General features: G+C 73.0%; 20 protein-coding genes and 1 pseudogene. 10 read left to right on the forward strand and 11 right to left on the reverse strand.

What is annotated here, in order from left to right; genetic code table 11:
* The 5 genes from I4I78_RS15665 to I4I78_RS15685 form a co-directional block, all read left to right on the forward strand.
* On the forward strand, positions 1 to 340 hold a 340-nt coding region (locus I4I78_RS15665; protein ID WP_218612061.1), incomplete at its 5' end, for a DUF4232 domain-containing protein.
* A gap of 317 nt (positions 341 to 657) precedes the next feature.
* Complete coding sequence (locus I4I78_RS15670; protein ID WP_218612062.1) at positions 658 to 2,358, forward strand: ABC-ATPase domain-containing protein; 1,701 nt, start codon at positions 658 to 660, stop codon at positions 2,356 to 2,358.
* Between the two features lie 94 nt (positions 2,359 to 2,452).
* Entirely contained in the window at positions 2,453 to 3,292 is an 840-nt protein-coding gene (locus I4I78_RS15675; protein ID WP_218612063.1) for an NAD(P)-dependent oxidoreductase, read from the forward strand.
* Between the two features lie 157 nt (positions 3,293 to 3,449).
* Entirely contained in the window at positions 3,450 to 4,361 is a 912-nt protein-coding gene (locus I4I78_RS15680) for a class I SAM-dependent methyltransferase (RefSeq protein WP_218612064.1), read from the forward strand.
* A gap of 125 nt (positions 4,362 to 4,486) precedes the next feature.
* Positions 4,487 to 4,687, forward strand: coding sequence for a hypothetical protein (locus I4I78_RS15685; RefSeq protein WP_218612065.1), 201 nt, complete (start codon positions 4,487 to 4,489; stop codon positions 4,685 to 4,687).
* Positions 4,688 to 4,740: 53 nt separating this feature from the next.
* On the opposite strand, the gene I4I78_RS15690 is transcribed toward I4I78_RS15685, so the two are convergent.
* From I4I78_RS15690 to I4I78_RS15700, 3 genes are all read right to left on the reverse strand, one after another.
* Positions 4,741 to 5,532 carry a 3-methyladenine DNA glycosylase gene (locus tag I4I78_RS15690; protein ID WP_226379795.1) on the reverse strand — a complete coding sequence of 264 codons (792 nt, stop codon included), beginning with the start codon at positions 5,530 to 5,532 and terminating at the stop codon, positions 4,741 to 4,743.
* An 83-nt stretch (positions 5,533 to 5,615) separates the two neighbouring features.
* On the reverse strand, positions 5,616 to 6,668 hold the full coding sequence (locus I4I78_RS15695; protein WP_218612066.1) for a hemolysin family protein: 1,053 nt from the start codon (positions 6,666 to 6,668) through the stop codon (positions 5,616 to 5,618).
* A 34-nt stretch (positions 6,669 to 6,702) separates the two neighbouring features.
* A complete protein-coding gene (locus I4I78_RS15700; RefSeq protein ID WP_218612067.1) occupies positions 6,703 to 8,058 on the reverse strand; it encodes a hemolysin family protein in 1,356 nt (451 codons plus the stop codon).
* Positions 8,059 to 8,501: 443 nt separating this feature from the next.
* On the opposite strand from I4I78_RS15700, the gene coaA reads away from it, so the two are divergent.
* Together coaA and I4I78_RS15710 are read left to right on the forward strand one after the other, a co-directional pair.
* Positions 8,502 to 9,434, forward strand: coding sequence for a type I pantothenate kinase (gene coaA, locus I4I78_RS15705; RefSeq protein ID WP_218612079.1), 933 nt, complete (start codon positions 8,502 to 8,504; stop codon positions 9,432 to 9,434).
* Positions 9,435 to 9,504: 70 nt separating this feature from the next.
* Positions 9,505 to 9,975 carry a MarR family winged helix-turn-helix transcriptional regulator gene (locus tag I4I78_RS15710; protein WP_218612068.1) on the forward strand — a complete coding sequence of 157 codons (471 nt, stop codon included), beginning with the start codon at positions 9,505 to 9,507 and terminating at the stop codon, positions 9,973 to 9,975.
* 23 nt (positions 9,976 to 9,998) lie between these two features.
* Here I4I78_RS15710 and I4I78_RS15715 read toward each other — a convergent pair whose 3' ends face one another.
* Positions 9,999 to 10,820 (reverse strand): DUF427 domain-containing protein, encoded by an 822-nt coding sequence (locus I4I78_RS15715; RefSeq protein ID WP_218612069.1) that lies wholly within the window; start codon positions 10,818 to 10,820, stop codon positions 9,999 to 10,001.
* Between the two features lie 143 nt (positions 10,821 to 10,963).
* Entirely contained in the window at positions 10,964 to 12,847 is a 1,884-nt protein-coding gene (gene asnB / locus I4I78_RS15720) for an asparagine synthase (glutamine-hydrolyzing) (RefSeq protein ID WP_218612070.1), read from the reverse strand.
* A 127-nt stretch (positions 12,848 to 12,974) separates the two neighbouring features.
* Between asnB and I4I78_RS15725 the strand changes: the two genes are divergently transcribed.
* Positions 12,975 to 13,460 carry a MarR family winged helix-turn-helix transcriptional regulator gene (locus I4I78_RS15725; protein ID WP_218612071.1) on the forward strand — a complete coding sequence of 162 codons (486 nt, stop codon included), beginning with the start codon at positions 12,975 to 12,977 and terminating at the stop codon, positions 13,458 to 13,460.
* Positions 13,461 to 13,574: 114 nt separating this feature from the next.
* Entirely contained in the window at positions 13,575 to 15,239 is a 1,665-nt protein-coding gene (locus I4I78_RS15730) for a cytosine permease (RefSeq protein ID WP_226379794.1), read from the forward strand.
* Between the two features lie 30 nt (positions 15,240 to 15,269).
* Here the strand turns inward: I4I78_RS15730 and I4I78_RS15735 are convergent, their stop codons facing one another.
* Positions 15,270 to 15,794: an SgcJ/EcaC family oxidoreductase gene (locus I4I78_RS15735; protein ID WP_218612072.1), complete on the reverse strand. Its 525-nt coding sequence runs from the start codon at positions 15,792 to 15,794 to the stop codon at positions 15,270 to 15,272.
* Positions 15,781 to 16,299: a MarR family transcriptional regulator gene (locus I4I78_RS15740; protein ID WP_218612073.1), complete on the reverse strand. Its 519-nt coding sequence runs from the start codon at positions 16,297 to 16,299 to the stop codon at positions 15,781 to 15,783. Before I4I78_RS15740 ends, I4I78_RS15735 begins: the two co-directional genes overlap by 14 nt.
* 122 nt (positions 16,300 to 16,421) lie before the next feature.
* Between I4I78_RS15740 and I4I78_RS15745 the strand changes: the two genes are divergently transcribed.
* On the forward strand, positions 16,422 to 16,673 hold the full coding sequence (locus I4I78_RS15745; protein ID WP_218612074.1) for a hypothetical protein: 252 nt from the start codon (positions 16,422 to 16,424) through the stop codon (positions 16,671 to 16,673).
* 7 nt (positions 16,674 to 16,680) lie between these two features.
* Here I4I78_RS15745 and I4I78_RS15750 read toward each other — a convergent pair whose 3' ends face one another.
* The 4 genes and pseudogenes from I4I78_RS15750 to ureC form a co-directional block, all read right to left on the reverse strand.
* The gene (locus tag I4I78_RS15750; RefSeq protein ID WP_218612075.1) at positions 16,681 to 17,442 is read right to left on the reverse strand and encodes an urease accessory protein UreD; all 762 of its coding nucleotides are present in this window, start codon (positions 17,440 to 17,442) and stop codon (positions 16,681 to 16,683) included.
* A 1-nt stretch (position 17,443) separates the two neighbouring features.
* Positions 17,444 to 18,160, reverse strand: coding sequence for an urease accessory protein UreG (ureG, locus tag I4I78_RS15755; protein WP_218612076.1), 717 nt, complete (start codon positions 18,158 to 18,160; stop codon positions 17,444 to 17,446).
* A gap of 30 nt (positions 18,161 to 18,190) precedes the next feature.
* The gene (locus tag I4I78_RS15760) at positions 18,191 to 18,943 is read right to left on the reverse strand and encodes an urease accessory protein UreF (protein WP_218612077.1); all 753 of its coding nucleotides are present in this window, start codon (positions 18,941 to 18,943) and stop codon (positions 18,191 to 18,193) included.
* 37 nt (positions 18,944 to 18,980) lie between these two features.
* Positions 18,981 to 19,222 (reverse strand): annotated as a pseudogene (gene ureC, locus I4I78_RS15765) (urease subunit alpha); the annotation flags it as partial.

The following is a 19,222-nucleotide window of genomic DNA, read 5'->3' on the forward strand; positions in this document are numbered from 1 at the left end:
GACCAACGTCGGCTCGCGCACCTGCTCCCTGCGCGGCTTCCCGGGCGTGTCCTACGTCGGCGGCGACGGCGGCGCCCAGGTCGGGCCGTCGGCGGTGATGAGCGGCCCGCGGGGCGGGGACATCCGGCTCGGGGTCGGCGGCTCCGCGGGGGCCCCGATGAAGCTGGCCAACGTCGTGAACTTCGACCCGGGTGAGTGCCGGCCGGTCCCGGTCCGCGGCCTGCGGGTCTACCCGCCGGGCGACACCGCGTCACTGTTCGTGCCGCGCGAGGGCAGGGGCTGCTCCGCGACCCCGTCCGGCGGTGACCAGCTCTCGGGACGGACCCTCGCCGCGCGCTGAGCCCGCGAGACGACCGGAGCGAACCCGCCGAGCGTCACATTCCGGCGGCCGTGCCCGCCGTGTCGTGGCGCTCACCGGACGGTCCGCCGACGTCGGCGATCGGACGTCACGTTCTGGCGGCGTCGGCCGCCGTTTCGTGACGCTCGCCGGTCGCGCGGGCACGAGCCGCGCGTGGCGAACCGGTGCCGGGTGACCGGGACGCGGTAACCCGGGGGAAGGGGCCGGGGCCGCCGGCGCCGGTAGCGTGGCCGCCCGCACCGACCACGATCTCCGGCGCCGGGCGCACGCTGCCGCGTCGGGGGAGGGACCTTCCAGGCATGACCCGCACCCAGGGCGACATCGCGGCGCTCGCCTCGTCGCTGCACGGCATGGACGGCGCGAGCTACGGGCGATACAAGAGCCTGACCGGGCGGTGGGCGATGGACGGCGGCGCCGTCCTGGAGATCCGGCGGATCCAGGCCGACCCGTTCGCGCCGCCGAGCCGCATCCGCGTCGACGTGCCGGCGGAGATGGCCGGGTTCCCGGCCGAGCTGCACGACACCGGCGTCCGCCGCCGAGCGCTCGGCGGGTACCTGCTCCGCGCCCTGCGCCGCGCGTTGTCCGGCACCCCGGTCACGGTCGACGCCGGCGGCCAGGAGGTGCTGGCGCGCAGCGCCATACGGATCGACGACGGGGCCGTGCGGGTCGAGCTCGGGGTGCCCATGCCCGGGCACGGGCGCCGGATCGACGGCCGGCAGGCCGCCCGCACGCTCACCCGCGACCTGCCCGGTGCGGTGCTTGCGGCGCTGCGCTGGACCTCCGCCGACCAGGGCGCCGCCGAGGACTTCGTGCACACGGTGGAGGACGCCTGCGCGCTGCGCGACGCGCTGCGTGAGCGCGGCCTGGTCGCCTTCGTCGCCGACGGCGCGGTGCTGCCGCGCCGCAGCGGGGTCGACGAGCGACCGCTCGGCGACGCCGTCCCGTTCGCCTCCCCGGAGTCGGTGCGCGTCACGCTGAGCACACCGCACTCGGGCGAGGTCACCGGCATGGGCGTCCCGGACGGTGTCACGCTGATCGTCGGCGGCGGCTACCACGGCAAGTCGACGCTGCTGCGCGCGCTGGAGACCGGGGTCTACGACCACGTTCCCGGCGACGGCCGCGAGCGCTGCGTGACCCGTCCGGACGCGGTCAGCGTGCGCGCCGAGGACGAGCGCGGCGTCGAGCGGGTGGACGTGGCGGCGTTCGTCGCGCACCTGCCCAGCGGCGCTCCCACCGACGACTTCTCCACCACCGCCGCGTCCGGGTCGACCTCGCAGGCCGCGTCCACGGTCGAGGCGCTCGAGGCCGGCGCGGACGTGCTGTTGATCGACGAGGACACCTCGGCGACGAACGTGATGATCCGTGACGCGCGGATGCGGGAGCTGATCCCGTCCGAGCCGCTGGTGCCCTTCGTGGACCGCGTCCGGCCGCTGCACGAACACCACGGCGTCTCCACCGTGCTGGTGATGGGCGGGTCGGGGGACTACCTGGAGAAGGCCGACACGGTGATCCTGATGGAGAGCTACGTCGCCTCCGAGATCACCGCCCGGGCGCACGAGGTCGCGGCCGCGGCGGGTCCGGCGCGCACGAGCGAGCACACCGGCTTCCCGGACGTCAGGCACCGGGTGTTCGACCCGGGCTCGGTCGATGCTGAGGTGCGGGGACGTCGCAAGGTGACCGCCCGCGGGAGGGCCCGGCTGACGTTCGGTGCCGAGGACATCGACCTCTCCGCGGTCGCCCAGATCGCCGACTCCTCGCAGGTCACCGGCGTCGGGCTGGCACTGGCGCACGCGGTGCGGACGAACCTGCTCGACGGGCGCCGCACGCTGGGCGAGGTGCTCGACGGGCTGGACCGCGACGTGGTGGAGGACGGTCTGGAGTGCCTCGCGCACGGCGCCCTGTCGGACTACGCGCTGCCGCGCCGGCACGAGGTCGCGACGGCGCTGAACCGCCTGCGCGCGGCCCGGGTCACCGAGCTGCGGCACTCCCGGGGCGGGTGACGGCGAGCACGTTCCGCCCGGAACGCCGTAAAGCAGTCAATGTTGACTGTTAATGTCCGGGGATCCGATCAGCCGACGTACCGGAGGACGACCGATGACCGACCCGACCGCACGGACCGACCTCGCGGGCCGCACGATCGTCATGTCCGGCGGCAGCCGGGGGATCGGGCTCGCGATCCTGCTGGCCGCGGCCCGGCGGGGCGCGAACGCGGTGCTCCTGGCCAAGACCGACGAGCCGGACCCGCGCCTGCCCGGCACCGTGCACACCGCCGTCGCCGAGATCGAGGAGGCCGGCGGCCAGGCCGTGGCCGTGGTCGGTGACGTCCGGGTCGAGGAGGACGTGGAGCGGGCCGCGCAGACCGCCGTGGAGACGTTCGGCGGCGTCGACATCGTGATCAACAACGCCAGCGCGCTGAACACCGCCGGGACCGCGGACGTCACGCCGAAGCGGTTCGACCTCATGCAGTCGATCAACTCGCGCGGCACGTTCCTGCTCACCCGGGCCTGCCTGCCGCACCTCAAGGCCTCGGCCGACGGCCAGATCGTGACGCTGTCCCCGCCGATCAACCTGGACCCGCGCTGGCTGGGGGAGTTCCCGCCCTACATGATCTCCAAGTACGGGATGTCGCTGCTGACGCTCGGCTGGGCCGCGGAGTTCGCGGCCGACGGGATCCGGGCGAACTGCCTGTGGCCGCAGACCACGATCGCCACCGCGGCGGTCATCAACCTTCTCGGTGGTGAGGAGGCGGCGTCGACCTCGCGCAGCCCGGAGATCATGGGCGACGCCGCCGTCGCGCTGCTGTCCGACCCGGCGCGCCCGACCGGTCAGACCCTGATCGACGAGGACGTGCTCGCCACGGCCGGGGTCACCGACCTGTCGCCCTACGGCGGCGGGGACGACCCGGCGCTCGACTTCTTCGTCGACCGGCGCTGAACCGGGGCCCGACCACCGGGGCGCTGTGACGAGATCGACGGTAATCGATATCCGACTTTCGGGACATCGACCCGGCGGGCCCGTCCGGCCCGGCGTGATGATCGGGAGGCAGGGACGCGGGGGTCCCGCGTCGAAGGTCTCGAGCATCGGAGTCGCCATGACCGAGCAGCACGAGCAGTGGGACATCGTCAGCAGCGTCGGCTTCACGGCGCTGCTGGTCGCGGCCGGTCGGGCGGTGGAGACCTGCCGCGACGACCGCCTCGTCGACGACCCGTGGGCACAGCGCTTCGTCGCCGCGGCGCAGCCGCCGTCGGTGGTGCCGGTCCGCCCGGGTGAGACCTGGGCCGTGGACGACCCCGACCCGGGGATCCGCTCCGAGATCGACGGCTTCTGGACGATGATGGCGACCTACCAGGGCGTGCGGTCGCGGTTCTTCGACGACGCGCTCGGCCGGGCCGTCGCCGCCGGCGTTGACCAGGTCGTGCTGCTGGCCGCCGGGCTCGACGCCCGCGCACTGCGCCTGCAGTGGGGCCCGGGCGTCACCGTCTACGAGGTCGACCAGGCCGGGGTGCTGGAGTTCAAGGACGAGGTCGTGGACTCCCACGACGGCCGCCCGACGTGCGACCGTCGCGCCGTCGGGGTGGATCTGCGCGACGACTGGGTCTCCGCGCTGCGGGCGCGGGGCTTCGACCCGTCCCGGCCGACCGCATGGCTGGCCGAGGGACTGCTGCCGTTCCTGCCCGCGCTGGCCCAGGAGCAGCTCCTGTGCGCGATCGACGAGCTCAGCGCACCCGGCAGCACGATCGCGGCCGAGCACTTCGCGGACGCGATCGGGATGATGTCGGGCCGGCGCAGCCTCGCGGTGCTGGTCGCGCCGTTCGGCGTGCAGTTCCCGTCCCTGATCTCCTCCGAGCAGCGCCCGCCCGCGGCCCGGCGCCTCGCCGAGCTCGGATGGGACGTCACCTCGGCCGACAGCCCCGGGGTCGCCCGCGGCTACGGCCGTGACCTCGGCGGGCTGCCGGACGGGATGGAGTTCAGCAGCGACCTGGTGACGGCCACGAAGTCCTGACCGGACAACCGTGATCCGAACCGCTGATCGGTGGGATTCTCCGGAACCGGAGGCCGTTCCCGTGCGACGGTGACAGGTGGCGGGTGCACAGCCCGCGACCCTTCGAGCACGAGGAGCCACGACCGATGCGCCACATCGCCACCTTCTGCGGGAGCTGCAACTGCGGGTGCCCGGAGCTGCACGTCGACGAGACGGCGGCCCCGGAGCGCCGGATCGTGATCACCGACGACTTCGGGCAACGGATCCAGATGAGCACCGACCAGCTCGCCGACCTGGTCGCCGCGGCCCGGAACGGCGTCCTCGACGACCTGGTCCCGACCGCCTGAGCCACCCCGTGCGCCGATATCGCTGCCAGGGCGGCGATATCCGCGCACGGGGGTCACGTTAGGGCCGCGCAGACCTCGATCAGGCGGCGGCGCAGCGGAGCGGCCCGATCGGCGAAACGGGCCTGGGCGCGGGCGTACTCGGCGCGCCCGGCCGGGGTCTCGACCCGCACCGGGGCGTAGCCGTGGGCGGCCAGGTTGTAGGGACTGGCCCGCATGTCCAGCTCACGCACGTCGACGGCCAGCTCGAAGCAGTCGGCCATCAGATCGGACGGGCATCCGGGCGCGAGTTTGTAGGCCCACTTGTAGAGGTCCATGTTCGCGTGCAGGCAGCCGGGCTGTTCCAGCTCGGTCTGCCGCTCCCGGGTCGGCTCGGTGGCGTTGCGCGGGGCGGCCGGGCCGGTGAAGAAGCGGTAGGCGTCGTAGTGGGTGCACTGCAGCGGCATCGACTCGACGACCCGGTCGGTGCCGCCCGCCCCGAGCCGCAGCGGCACGGCGCCGTGGCGGGGCGCGTCGGTGCGGTAGACCATCGCCCACTCGTGCATCCCGAAGCAGCCCAGCCGGGGTGCCCGCTCCGCGGTGGCGACGAGCAGGCCGTGCACGAAGCCCGCGGTGGCGCGGATCCGGTCCGGTGCGGCCGCCGGGTCGAAGCGGACGCCGCCGTCCTCGCGCCGGTACCCGGGCCGGTCGAGGAACTCCTCGGCGTCGAGCAGCACCACCCCGGGCCCGGGGTCCCACTGCTCGAGCCGGACCGGCTTGTGCGAGTAGTAGGTGAACAGGAAGTCCATCACCGGGTGCGGCTCGCGCCGGCGCCGGCGTTCCCGGTGCGGCCCGGTGAACACCGCCATCCGCTCCCGGTGCCGGTCCGCGGCCTCCCGCCAGCGGGCCCGGTCGACGATCTCGGGCCCGGCCGTCCGCGCCGGGCCCGCGCTCACGACGGGGGCCCGGGGGAGTGGGTCGCGTCGCGGACCGTGCCGACGTAGCGCTCGGTCAGGTCCTCCATGGTCACCAGCCCGACCGTGCGCCCCTGCGCGTCGGTGGCCCGGGCCAGGTGCGCCCGCGACGTGCGCAGCGTGGACATGGCGACGTCGAGCCGGGCCGAGGCGGACACCTCCGGCAGGCTGCGGATGCGCTGCGGCGGGATCACCGTCGCCGGCCCGTCCGCCAGGTCCAGAATGTCCTTGACGTGCAGGTACCCGGTCAGCCGGCCCTGCGTGCCGCGGATCGGGAACCGGGAGTAACCGGTCTCGGCGACGGCGGTGGTGACCTGGTCGACGGTCGGGGTCGGCGGCAGCGTGACCAGGTCCCCCATCGCGACGACGACGTCGGCGACCGTGGTTTCCGCGGAGCGCAGGGTGCGGGCGATCCGGCTGGACTCGTCGTCGTCGAGCAACCCCTCGCGCTGTGAGTCGGCGATCATCTCGGACAGCTCGCCGGAGGTGAACGCGGCCTCCAGCTCGTCCTTCGGGGTGATCTTGAACAGCCGTAGCGAGGCGTTCGCCATCCAGTTGAACATGTCGATCGCCGGACGGGCGATCTTCGTCCAGACCAGGAACGGCGGGACCAGCAGGATCGCGGCGCGCTCCGGGCCGGCGATCGAGATGTTCTTCGGCACCATCTCGCCGAGCAGCATGTGCGCGATCACGACCAGGACCAGCGAGATCGCGAACGCGATCGGATAGACCGCGCCCTCCGGGATGCCGACGGCCCCCAGCGGCGTCTCGATCAGGTGCGCGACGGCCGGCTCGCCGAGGCGGCCCAGCAGCAGCGAGGCGATCGTGATGCCCAGCTGCGACGCCGCGAGCATCCGGGACAGGTCGGCCGAGGCGCCGAGCACCGTCCGGGCGCCGGAGGACCCGGCCTCGGCCATCGCCTCCAGCCGGTCCTTGCGCGCGGAGATCAGCGCGAACTCGGCGCTGACGAAGAACGCGTTGGCGCCCAGCAGCGCGAGCGCGCCCAGCAGGGCCAGCAGGTCGCCGGTCATTCCGTCTCCGCCCGAAGAAGTGCGTCGGCGGGGGTCACGTCGACTCCCGGCCCTGGGAGCCGACCCCGGCGCCGGTCAGGGCGGCGCCGTCGAGTGCCAGGCGCAGCTCGGCGACGCGGTTGCGGTCACGGCGCAGGACGGTCAGCCGCCAGTCGTCGACGAGCAGGTCGTCGCCGACGTCCGGGATCCGGCCCAGGCGGGTCAGCACGAGCCCGGCCAGGGTCTCGTAGTCCCCGTCCGGCATCACGAAACCGGTCGCGTCGGCGACCTCGTCGGCGCGCAGCAGGCCGGACACGACCCAGCTGCCGTTGCCGGTGCCGCGCACCCGGGACTGCTCGGCCCGGTCGTGCTCGTCGCGCACGTCGCCGACGATCTCCTCGATCAGGTCCTCCAGGGTGACCAGGCCTGCGGTGCCGCCGTACTCGTCGACGACGACGGCCATCTGCAGCCCGGACTCGCGCAGCCGGGTCATCAGTGCGTCGCCGTCCAACGAGCCCGGCACCGTCTCGACCGGCACCGTCATCGACCGCAGCGCGGTGGTGGCGCGCCGGTCCACCGGCACGCCGAACGCCTGCTTGACGTGCACCAGGCCCAGCAGCACGTCCGGGTCGCCGTCCTGGACGGGGAACCGGGAGAAGCCGCTGCGCCGGGACAGGGTCAGCAGGTCGGCCACGGTGTCGTCGCCGTCGATGGTCTCCATCCGCACCCGCGGGGTCATCAGCTCGTCGGCGACCCGGTCGGTGAAGCGCAGCGAGCGGTCCAGCAGGGTCGCGGTGCCCTGGTCGAGGGTGCCGTGCTCGGCCGAGGACCGGACGAGCGAGCTGAGCTCGTGCGGGGAACGTGCCGACCGCAGCTCTTCGGCGGGCTCGACGCCGAGCTTGCGCACGATCGCGTTCGCGGAGGCGTTCAGCGCCCGGATCAGCCAGCGGAACGTGGTGGCGAACCCGGCCTGCAGCCACACGACCTTGCGCGCGGTGCCCAGCGGGTGGGCGATCGCCAGGTTCTTCGGGACCAGCTCGCCGTAGACCATCGACAGCGCGGTCGCGACGACCAGCGAGAGGACCGTGGCGACCCCGGTGGACAGGCCGGTGGGCAGCCCCGCGGCCTGCAGGCCCGGGTTGATCAGCTCGGCGATGGCGGGCTCGGCGATGTAGCCGGTGGCCAGGGTCGTCACCGTGATGCCGAGCTGACAGCCGGAGAGCTGGAACGACAGCGACCGGTGCGCCTTCTGCACGGCGCGGGCGCTGCGGTCGTTCGCCTCCGCGACGTGCGCGTCGATCTGGCTGCGCTCCAGCGCCGTCAGCGAGAACTCCGAGGCCACCGACATCGCGGTGCCGGCCGTGAGCACGACGACGGCCAGCAGCCCGATCAGCGGCAGCAGCACGGTCATGACGCCGCCTCCGGATGGAGCACGTCGGCGGTCATGACTCCGCCTCCGCGGGAAGGAGCACGTCAGCGGTCATGAGGGGGACCCCGGCGGCGGGGAGGGGATCGGCCGGGTCTGATGACCCGGCCTCCTACTGCAACCCGGCTCGGCGGGTCCTGCGGTGGGCACGAACACTCCTGGGCTGGACGGGACCCGGTCAGCGGGTGAATATACGCCGCTCGCGGTGACCCCCGCCGGGCGTACCCCGTGCGAGCGACGTCACGCGGGCGCGGAGCCCGGTCAGGTCTAGGTTGGGTGCCCATGACCTCGGTCCCGACCACGGCAGCGACGCCGATGCGGTCCCCGTCCACCTCGGACGTCCCGGCTGTGACGACCCGGTGAGCGTCGATCGCAGACACGCGCCCGTCGACGACGAGGCGTCCGCGCCGCCGGGCAGGCACTCCGGGCTGGCCAAGGGCAGCGCCTCGCCGTTCGTCGACTTCGACCGGCGCGCCTGGTCGGAGCTGGCGGCGGCCTCGACCCGGCTGCCGCTCTCCGCGGAGGAGCTCGACCAGCTGCGCAGCTTCGGCGACTTCGTCGACCTCGACGAGGTCCGCGAGGTCTACCTGCCGCTGTCGCGGCTGCTGAACATGCACGTCCGCGAGGGCGGACGGCTCTACAACGCCTACCGGCGCTTCCTCGGCGGCACCACGGCGCGGACACCGTTCGTGATCGGGATCGCCGGGTCGGTCTCGGTCGGGAAGTCCACGACGGCCCGTCTGCTGCGGCTCCTGCTGGCGCGCTGGCCCGAACACCCCAGCGTGGAGCTGGTGACCACCGACGGGTTCCTGTACCCGAACGCGGAGCTGGAGCGGCGCGGTCTGATGCAGCGCAAGGGCTTCCCCGAGTCCTACGACCGGCGCAAGCTGCTGCGGTTCGTCTCCGAGATCAAGGGCGGGCGGTCCGAGGTCAGCGCGCCGGTGTACTCGCACCTGGTCTACGACATCGTCGCCGACGAGCGGCAGGTCGTGCACAGCCCGGACATCATCGTGGTCGAGGGCCTGAACGTGCTGCAGCCGGCCACGTCCGGTGCCCTGACGGTCAGCGACTTCATCGACTTCTCGGTCTACGTCGACGCCGCCACCGCCGACGTGCGGCGCTGGTACGTGGAGCGGTTCCTGCGGCTGCGCGAGACGGCGTTCCGCGACCCGGCGTCGTACTTCCGCCGCTACGCCGAGCTCGACCACGCCGCCGCCGTCGCCCGTGCGGAGACGATCTGGGACGAGATCAACGCCCCGAACCTGGTGCAGAACATCCTGCCCACGCGCAGCCGCGCGACGCTGGTGCTGAGCAAGGGCGCCGACCACAACATCACCCGGATACGGCTGCGCAAGCTCTAGACCGCCGTTCCCGCGGGTCCTGCGCCCGCCCTGGTCCGGAGGTCGTTGGCGATGCTGGCACCATGTCGGGATGGGTGGGAACTCCGGGACGGAGACGGTGGCGGACGGCTCCGCCGGTACCGACGAGGAGCTCGCGGCGCGGCTGCGGCTCGCCGTGGGGCGGTTGCACCGCCGGATCCGGATCGACGACAAGGAGTCGCTGCCCCCGCTGCAGCTGTCCACCCTCGTCACCGTGGAGCTCAGCGGACCGCTGCGCCTGTCCGAGCTGGCCCGCCGCGAGGCGGTCACCGCGCCGACCATGTCGCGGGTGCTCACGGCACTGGACGAGGCGGGCCTGGTGTCGCGCGCCGCGGACCCCGGCGACGCCCGCGGGGTTCTGATCAGCGTCTCCCCGGCGGGCGTCAGCCGCCTCGCCGAGCTGCGCAGCCACCGCACGGCGCTCATCGCGCGCCGCCTCGCCCGCCTCGACGAGACCCAGCGCGCCGCCCTGGAGGCGTCCCTGCCCGCGCTGGAGGCACTGCTCGTCGACGAGGAGGACTGAGGGCCCGCGCCGCCCGTGCAGGGTCAGGCGGGCTCGCCGTCGACCTCGACCGTGACGCCGGTGTCGGCGCCGTCGGCGAAGCTGAGCAGGCCACCGATCCGGGACGACTCCGGCAGCGGGGTCGGGTAGCTCCACGCCGCGTCGGCCAGGACGGTGCCGTCCGGCAGCGTCGCGTGCGAGTAGGACGCCTCGCCCTTGTACGGGCAGTGCGTGCGCGTGTCGCTGGGACGCAGCGGGACCCGGACGTCGCCGGGACGCAGGTACCAGCGGTTCTTCAGCCCCGTCTCGGAGAGCACGGCAGGCTCCCGGGACTCGGCGAGCACGGTGTCGGTGCCTTCGGAGCCGCGGTGCCGGACGACCACGTGGCGGCGCGTCGGGCGGACGTCGACCCGGGTGTAGGGGTCGGTGAGGTGGGCGAAGACCTGCTCGTCCTCGTCGTACCAGGCGTCGGCGGCGTTCCAGTAGAGCGCGGCCAGGCCCTTGAGCCAGGGCGCCTCGTCGGTGGGCTGCGGGTAGGACCAGACGGCGTTCTCCGCGATCCGGTCCCCGACCTGCAGCGAGTGGTAGGCGGCGTCGCCCTTGAACGGGCAGTGCGTGGTGTGCGCGGTCGGGACCAGGACGTCGGCGTCGAGGTCGTCGAACGGGACGTAGAGCACCGGCAGCAGGTTCGACTCGTGCACCAGCTGCCCGGCCCGGGTGTCGAGCACCGTGCGCCCGGCGAACTCGGCGCGCACCCGGCGCGGGAACGGGTGCATCAGCAGCTTGTGCGGCGGACCGTCGATCCGGTAGTTCACCGAGGTCGGGGCGTAGGGGGACAACGGTCCGTCGGTGCGGGTCAGACCCACGGTGGCTCCTCAGATCGGGGACGCAAGTACCTGCCCAGGCCAACATCCCCGCCACCCGGGCTGATTCCCCGCCCGGCCGGGTCGTGCGCGGATATCGCCGCCGGAGCAGTCGCCGGAGCAGGGATATCCGCGCACGGCGGCGGTCAGACGTTGAGCTCGACGTCGTAGTCGGCGAGCCACTGGTTGAGGTCGATGACCCGCTCGAGCTGCATCCGCTGGCCCATCTGGTTCTGTGCCTGCGAGGACGGCGCGTCGAGGCGCTCGCGGATCGCCTTGAGGTCGACCATCGGCGCGACCGGCGCGTTCTCGCCCTCGGCGAGGATCCCGGCCACCCGGTCGCGCAGGGACTTCTCGTAGCCCTCGTCCTGTGTCGAGGGGTAGGGGCTCTTCACCCGCTGCACCACCGAGTCCGGGATCAGGTCCTTCGTGGCGTGGCGCAGCAGGCTCTTCTCCCGCCCGTCGAAGGTCTTGTGCGCCCACGGCGTGCCGAACACGTACTCGACCAGGCGGTGGTCGCAGAACGGCACCCGGACCTCGAGACCGACCGCCATGCTCATCCGGTCCTTGCGGTCGAGCAGGTTCGGCAGGAACCTCGTCAGGTACAGGTAGCAGATCTCGCGCATCCGACGCTCGTGCGGATCCTTCGCGGCCGGCCCGGTGAGCTCCGGGACCTCGGCCAGCGCCCGGCGGTACTGCTCGTCGACGTAGCCGGGCATGTCCAGCTCGGCGAACAGGCCGCGGTTGAACAGGCCCGGGTCCTTCGCGTCGTGGTTCATCATCCGCCCGGCCAGCCAGGGGAAGGTGTCCGCGGCGACGGTGTCGGCGTCGTGGAAGTCCCGGTAGCCGCCGAAGACCTCGTCCGCCGACTCACCGGACAGCGCGACCGTCGACTCCTCCCGCACGGCCTTGAACAGCAGGTAGAGCGAGGTGTCCATGTCGCCGATACCGGCCGGCAGGTCGCGGGCGTGCAGCGCGGCGTTGCGCACCCGCGGGTCCATCATGTCCTCGGTGGACAGCAGGATGTCGCGGTGGTCGGTGCCGACGAACTCGGCGACCTCGTGCACGTACGGCGTGTCCGGGGTGCCGCGGACGTCGTCGGCCTGGAAGTTGTCCGCGTAGCCGGCGAAGTCGACGGCGAACGAGCGGATCTTCCCGCCGCCCTGGTCGGTCACGTGCCGGGCGGCCAGCGCGGTCAGCGCGGACGAGTCGAGCCCGCCGGAGAGCAGCGTGCACAACGGGACGTCGGCGATCAGCTGGCGCTTCGCCGTGTCCTCGAGCAGGTCCCGGACGTGCTGCACGGTCGTCGGGACGTCGTCGGTGTGCCCGGTGTCCTCCAGGCGCCAGTACCGCTCCTCGCGGATGCCGCCCCGACCGATCCGCACGACGTGGCCGGGCGGGACCTCGCGCATGCCGCGGAACACCGCGTTCGACGGGTCCGCGACCCAGGCCAGCGCACGGCGCAGCCCGTCCGCCTCGACGACGCGGTCGGCCTGGGGGTTGGCCAGGATCGCCTTCGGCTCGGAGCCGAACAGCACGCCGTCCGGGGTGGGGTAGTAGTAGAGCGGCTTGACGCCGAGCCGGTCGCGGACCAGCACCAGCTCCTCGCGCTCGGTGTCCCAGACCGCGTAGGCGAACATCCCGTTGAGCCGGCGGGCGACCTCGCGGGGGTCGTCGCGGCCCCACTCGCGGTGCGCGCGCAGGACCACCTCGGTGTCACTGGAGGTGCGGAAGCGGTGCCCGGCGGCGTCGAGCTCGGCGCGCAGCTCGCGGAAGTTGTAGGCCTCGCCGCTGTAGACCATCTGCAGCGTCGGACCGGAGTCGTCGTCCAGGGCCATCGGCTGCCGACCACCCTCGATGTCGATCACCGCCAGACGGCGGTGGCACAACGCGGCGTGCCGGGACACCCAGATGCCTTCCTGGTCCGGGCCACGGCAGCTCATCGTCTGGTTCATGCCGGCGAGCGTGCGCCGGTTCGCGTCCTCGCCCAGGTCACGCCGGTAGTCGATCCAGCCGCAGATTCCACACACGGGGTGGGCCTCCCTTGCTGTTGTTAACGGGTCGTTACTTGATTTCACCTCGCAACGTTGCAACGTGCAACAGGAGTAGAGTCTTGTTATGCAGGAACGTCCGATACGTCCGATTGGAGCTGGCCCTATGACCGCGTCGGCCGGTGTGACCTCGACCACCACGACCACGCGCCCGGACGACTCGCTGCAGCAGCTCGAGAAACAGGTCACGCTGCTGGTCCGGCGGACCATGGAGTCGGTCTGGTCGGGCGGCTACGGACCGCACGAGGCGGTGGACCGCTACACCTACCCGGTCCTGCTGCTGCTCGACGAGGAGGGCTCGCACTCGCTCAGCGCACTGACCGCGAAGCTCGGCGTCAGCAAGCCCACGGCCAGCCGGCAGGTGTCGCGACTGTCCCGGGCCGGCCTGGTCGCGGTCAGCCCGCACGAGCGGGACCCGCGCTCGGTCAGCGTCGCGCTGACCGTGGCCGGCGCGGACGCACGCGAGCAGGTCCGCCAGGCCCGACTGGGCCCGCTGCGCGAGGTGATGGCGCACTGGCCGGAGGACGACCGGGACGCCCTCGCGGGGCTGCTGGACCGCTTCAACAACGATCTGGAGCTGTTCGTCCGGTAGCTCCGGCCCCGGCCGGACGGACACGGCGTCACAGAGACGTCATCGACGGGCAACGCGTCGAGCACGTCCCGGAGCGAGCATCACCCCCGGTAACCGGTCCGGAGGGTGGCAGCCATGACGCAGGAGATCAGGACGTCGGCGGAGGAGCGGGTCCCCGGTGGGCCCATCCCGCCGGGGGTGGGCGCGGCGCGGGAGACGCTGGAGGACTACACCCTCCGGTTCGCGCCACGCAGCTACCGGAAGTGGTCGCCGGGGGTGGTCGGGGTGACCGCGCTGGGCGGCATCGCCTACCTGGCCGACTTCGCGATCGGCGCGAACATCGGCATCGCCTACGGTACGACGAACGCGCTGTGGGGCATCCTGATCTTCGCGGTGGTGATCTTCGCGACCGGCGTCCCGCTGGCGGTCTACGCCGCGCGGTACAACCTGGACCTGGACCTGATCACCCGGGGCAGCGGCTTCGGGTACTACGGCTCGGTCGTCACGAACGTCATCTTCGCGACGTTCACGTTCATCTTCTTCGCCCTCGAGGGCTCGATCATGGCCCAGGGCCTCGACCTCGGACTGGGCATCCCGCTCTGGCTCGGCTACGCGCTGTCCACGCTGGTCATCTTCCCGCTGGTCGTCTACGGGATGTCGTTGCTGTCGAGGCTGCAGCTGTGGACGACCCCGCTGTGGCTGCTACTGATGGTCGCCCCGTTCGCCTACCTGCTGATCAGCCACCCGGACTCGGTCGGTGAGTTCTTCGCCTACCAGGGCGAGGACGGCCAGGGCGCGCCCAGCCTGGGCGCGGTCTTCCTGGCCGCGGGCGTGTGCCTGTCGCTGATCGCCCAGATCGCCGAGCAGATCGACTACCTGCGCTTCATGCCGCCCAAGACGCCGGAGAACGCGCGGCGCTGGTGGTTCGCCACGATCCTGGCCGGCCCGGGCTGGGTGATCTTCGGCGCGATCAAGCAGGTGATCGGGTTGTTCCTGGCCGTCTACATCATCGGCAACGTCGTCGACGGCGCGGCGACGGCGAACGAGCCGGTCCGCCAGTTCCTCGAGATCTACACCGACATCATGCCGGCGTGGCTGGCGATCACCCTGGCCGTCGTGCTGGTCGTGATCAGCCAGATCAAGATCAACGTGACGAACGCCTACTCCGGCTCGCTGGCCTGGACGAACTCCTACACCCGGATCACGAAGCACTACCCGGGCCGACTGGTGTTCCTCGGCGTGAACCTGGCGATCGCGCTGGTCCTGATGGAGGCGAACATGTTCGACTTCCTCAACACGATCCTGGGCTTCTACGCCAACTGCGGCATCGCCTGGGTGGTCGTGGTGGCCACCGACATCGCCGTGAACAAGTACCTGCTCAAGATCTCCCCGATCCGCCCGGAGTTCCGGCGCGGGATGCTCTACGACGTCAACCCGGTCGGCTTCGGCTCGATGCTGATCGCGGCCGGCGTGTCGATCGCAGTGTTCTTCGGGGCGTTCGGCGCGGGCATCGCGCCGTTCTCGCCGCTGGTCGCGATCGTGCTGGGGGTGGTGTTCCCGCCGGTACTGGCGATCGCCACCCGTGGCCGGTACTACCTGCGCCGCACCGACGACGGCATCGACCTGCCGATGCTCGACGAGCACGGCAACCCCTCAGGCGAGGTGTTGGCCTGTCACGTGTGCGGTCAGGACTTCGAGCGGCCCGACGTGGCGGCGTGCGCGGCCCACGACGCCGTCGTCTGCTCGCTGTGCCTGAGCACCGACCGGGTCGGGGACCACGTCCTGCCCGCGACGCCCTGAGTCGCGGCGGACGGTGAGGTGCGCGCCCCTCTACGAGGGGGTGTGCACCTCACGGGCACGCCCGAGACCGGCCCGGGCGGCGAGGGTCACCAGGCTCCGCGTCGCACGCGACGCGACGCTGTCGGGACCGGGCACGGTGACCGGGCGGATCCGGGTGTTCTGGACCGCGGCGAACAACCAGCCGTCGACGGCGTCGGCGCGGCGCACGGCCACGAGCGTGTTGCGGGTGGCGCGCCCGCGCGGCAGCCGCGAACGCCACGCCACCTGCACGGACCCGGTGCCGTGCACGAGCGCGGTGTCGGGCCCGAGGAACTGGACGGCGTCGACCTCACCGACCAGCGCCGACCCGAACAACACACCCCGGAACAGCGCGTCGTGAGAGGCGACGACGGCGTCACGCGAGGTGGCGCGGGCGCCGTCGAAGGAGACGTAGGAGCAGTCGGGGACGAAACACGCCCCGTATGCCCGGGCGTCGCCGTCGGTCCAGGTCCGGCACAGGCGCGCGAACAGGGCGCGTAACGACGTCTCGTCGGGACCGCGGTCAGTGCTGGTCATCGGCTTCTCCGTTCGTCGGGGTGCCGGACGCGCCGGCGGTGATGGTCGCGACGCGCAGCAGGGCGGCGTGACGGCGGGCGAAGTCGGTGGACCGACGCAGGTACTCCGCGATCGCCCGCAGCTCGCGGTCGTCGAAGCCGTCGAGGAGCGGTCCGGTCTCCGCGCCGATCCCCGCGAACACGTCCTGCAGGTCGCGGAGCCCCTCCGGGACCGGGCGCAGGACCTGCTTGCGCCCGTCGTCGGGATGCGGCTCGCGGCGGATCCGGCCGTCGCGCTCCAGCCGGGCGACGACGCCGGTGATCGCTCCCGTGGTGAGGCCGGTGGCCGCGGCGAGCTCGCTCCCGGTCATCGTGCCCCGCTCCAGGAGCAGGTCGAGGCACTTGTGGTCGGCGGGCCCGAGTCCCAGCCGTTCGGCGACGGCGTGGTGGAACAGCACCGTCGCGGTGCTGTGACGGCGGGCCAGCTCCTCGTTGATCTGGCGGGCGGTGTCGTCGGTTTCGCGCACCTTCGCTCCCTCAGTCGCTTAGATACTAAGCTACTAAGTGAGCGATATCGGCACAAGAAGCGGCTCGTGACCGTCCCGCCGGTGCTCGCCGGGCCGGGGAGCGCGCTCGGTAGCCTGACGCCGTGGCTGACACCGACACCGCCGAGGCGGACACCGTCCCGGACACCCCTGTCACGGGCACGGCCGCACCGGGCACCGCCGGGGCGGAGCCCGCCGAACCGGTGGCGTGCACCCGGTGCTCGACGGCGACGACCCTGCTCCACATCGTCGGCAACTGCGCCGACTGCCTCGCCGACATGGGGCTGCACCACCCCGAGCAGTTCGTGGAGTTCAAGGCGCAGGTGCTCGCGAAGTACGGCAGCGGCGGGGCGTAGGGACCGCTCAGCCGCCGACGGCGTGCGCCGCCCAGCCCGGATGGGCGAGGAGGGCGGCGTCGAGGTCGCGGCGCGTCGATACCGCGTCCGGTCCGACCGCGGTGGCCAGCGAGCCCCGGTGCGCGAGCGGGGTCAGCGACCACCAGTCGCCCGCGGACGCCACCTGCGGGTCGGCGTCCCAGACGAGGAACTCGGTACCGAGCACCCGGCGTCCCGCCAGGTGGGCCGGCGAGCCCTGCAGCACCGCGTCGCCGAGCTCCTGGGTCTGGACCAGCAGTACCCGTGATCCGTCGCAGACCCGGGTCGTGCCCGCGTAGCGCCCGGCGCGCTCGCCGGAGCGTCCGGCGACCAGGACGTCGCGGCAGCGCAGGCGGGCGCCGGGGCCCATCGTCGCGCTCAGCAGGGTGCGGTGGTCGGCCCGCGCGGTGATCACCGTCGGCTCCGGCAGGTACTGCAGCGACGCGCCCTCGCCGACGTCGACGCGCACGGTGAGCCGGCTCGGACGGTCGGTCCCGGGCAGCGCCACCGCGGCCGCGACGCCGGTCAGCACCAGGTCCGCGCCCGGTCCGACCCGGACGTCGAGCTCGACGTCGTCGCCGGCCAGCGGCGTGGACGCCGACCCGACCAGGTGCACGGTCACCGCGGGGTCGCGCCCGGCCGCCGTCCCGCGGCGAGGGACGAGTGCGAGCGGGGACTGCGAACGCAGCTCCCGCACGCTGCTGCGCCCGTCCGGGTCGCGTTCGACGGTCAGGCTGGCGCGGGCGCGCACGTCAGCCCACGGGCGCGTCGACGGCGGCGATCTGGGCCCGCACCCACGCCCCGACGTCGGCGGCGCCCGGGTCCTCGACCAGCGACTGGGCGATCACCGGCAGCTCCCCGCGCATCCGGGCGGCATCGGAGCGCATGACGTCGAGGTCCGCGCCGACCAGCGGCGCGAGATCGGTCTTGTTGATCACCAGGAGGTCCGCGGTGGTCACCCCGGGGCCGCCCTTGCGCGGCACCTTGTCGCCGCCGGCGACGTCGACGACGAAGATCTGACGGTCCACCAGCCCGCGGCTGAACACGGCCGTCAGGTTGTCCCCGCCGCTCTCCACCAGGACGAGATCGAGGTCTCCGAAGCGTTCCTCGAGGGTCTCGATGGCGTCCAGGTTGGCGGTGATGTCGTCGCGGATCGCGGTGTGCGGGCAGCAGCCGGTCTGCACGGCCTCGACGCGGTCCGGGTCCAGGACCCCGGCCCGGCGTAGGAAGTCGGCGTCCTCGGTGGTGTAGATGTCGTTGGTGACCACGGCCAGCCGGACCGTGTCGCCGGCCCCGGGGCCGCCCAGGGTGCGGGCCAGCGCCGCGACCAGCGTCGTCTTGCCGCTGCCGACCGGGCCGCCGATGCCGATCCGGACCGCCCGGCGCCCGGCCGCGGGGGTGTGCGGGTCGGGTTCGGTCTCGGTCGGGTCGAAGCTGACGAGGTGGCCGTGCCCGTGGCCGTCGGTCATGGTGGATCTCCGTTCGGTGGTCGGTCGGGCTCAGGAGACGAACAGGCGCACGTGCTCGCCGTGCTGCCGGGCGTGGGTCTGGGCCATCAGGTCGAGCACCGGGGCGCTCGGAGCCGGGAGATCCGCGACGGGGCCGTGTGCGGCCCGCTCGGCGGTGGCGACGACGTCGTCGAGATCGTCTCCGAGCCGGACCAGGGTCGCGTTGACGGCGAACGGGTCCAGGCCGAGCAGCCGCACCGCCGCCGACGCCGGTCCCGAGACGGCCAGGTAGCCGATGCAGCGCGCCGCCTCCGCCGGACCGTCCCCGGCCAGGCCGATCACGGCCCCGGCCAGCAACGGATGGTGCGGCCGCGGATGGACGGCGACCAGCGCGTCGAGCACGGGGGAGGGCCACGCCGCCCGGACCGCCCGCAACGTCCCCCGGCCCTGCGCCCGCGACGCGTCCCGCTGCGCCGGCGACGGCGTCCGCGCGTCGAGCTCACCGTCCAGCTCCGCCCACCGGTCAGGTGGCAGTCCTGAATCAGAACGAGCGTCGGGCGCACGTTGTGGTTCACGAGTGGCAGGGGTCGGGCCGGGTCGGGTGGGAGCCAGTACGGCCGCGGCGGCGGCGAAGGAGGCCGCTATCAGGCCTGCGGTGCGCAGGCGTCCTCGTAGGAACGGTCCCAGGTCGTCCAGGCCGGTGACCAGGCCCCGTGCGACGGCCTCCTCCAGACCACCCGAGTGCACGTGGCCGCCGCCCGGGAAGCGGGAGTCGGCGAGGACCAGCGAGGCCAGGCCGGGCATCAGCGTCCCCCGTCGTGCCGGGGCTCGGCGGGTCGCATCAGAACAGGAAGTAGCGCTGGGCCATCGGGAGCTCGCTCACCGGCGCAGGCTCGATGACGGCCCCGTCGATGCGCACCTGGAACGAGTCCGGGTCGACGCGCACGTCCGGCGTCGCATCGTTGGCGATCATGTGTGTCTTCGTCACCGAGCGGGTGTCGGCGACCGGCGCGGTCGGCTTGCGCAGGCCGAGGCGTTCCCCGGTCCCGGCCGTGATCGCGGCCGCGGCCACGAAGTTCAGGC

The sequence above is a fragment of the Pseudonocardia sp. KRD291 genome (assembly GCF_019263595.1).
Taxonomy (GTDB): Bacteria; Actinomycetota; Actinomycetes; order Mycobacteriales; family Pseudonocardiaceae; genus Pseudonocardia.

Bases quoted from the DNA above. Each gene is read 5' to 3' on its own strand.
- I4I78_RS15670 (WP_218612062.1), top strand. From the start codon at position 658: ATGACCCGCACCCAGGGCGACATCGCGGCGCTCGCCTCGTCGCTGCAC.
- I4I78_RS15675 (WP_218612063.1), top strand. From the start codon at position 2,453: ATGACCGACCCGACCGCACGGACCGACCTCGCGGGCCGCACGATCGTC.
- I4I78_RS15680 (WP_218612064.1), top strand. From the start codon at position 3,450: ATGACCGAGCAGCACGAGCAGTGGGACATCGTCAGCAGCGTCGGCTTC.
- I4I78_RS15685 (WP_218612065.1), top strand. From the start codon at position 4,487: ATGCGCCACATCGCCACCTTCTGCGGGAGCTGCAACTGCGGGTGCCCG.
- I4I78_RS15690 (WP_226379795.1), bottom strand. From the start codon at position 5,532: ATGGCGGTGTTCACCGGGCCGCACCGGGAACGCCGGCGCCGGCGCGAG.
- I4I78_RS15695 (WP_218612066.1), bottom strand. From the start codon at position 6,668: ATGACCGGCGACCTGCTGGCCCTGCTGGGCGCGCTCGCGCTGCTGGGC.
- I4I78_RS15700 (WP_218612067.1), bottom strand. From the start codon at position 8,058: ATGACCGTGCTGCTGCCGCTGATCGGGCTGCTGGCCGTCGTCGTGCTC.
- I4I78_RS15710 (WP_218612068.1), top strand. From the start codon at position 9,505: ATGGGTGGGAACTCCGGGACGGAGACGGTGGCGGACGGCTCCGCCGGT.
- I4I78_RS15725 (WP_218612071.1), top strand. From the start codon at position 12,975: ATGACCGCGTCGGCCGGTGTGACCTCGACCACCACGACCACGCGCCCG.
- I4I78_RS15730 (WP_226379794.1), top strand. From the start codon at position 13,575: ATGACGCAGGAGATCAGGACGTCGGCGGAGGAGCGGGTCCCCGGTGGG.
- I4I78_RS15735 (WP_218612072.1), bottom strand. From the start codon at position 15,794: ATGACCAGCACTGACCGCGGTCCCGACGAGACGTCGTTACGCGCCCTG.
- ureG (WP_218612076.1), bottom strand. From the start codon at position 18,160: ATGACCGACGGCCACGGGCACGGCCACCTCGTCAGCTTCGACCCGACC.
- I4I78_RS15760 (WP_218612077.1), bottom strand. From the start codon at position 18,943: ATGCCCGGCCTGGCCTCGCTGGTCCTCGCCGACTCCCGCTTCCCGGGC.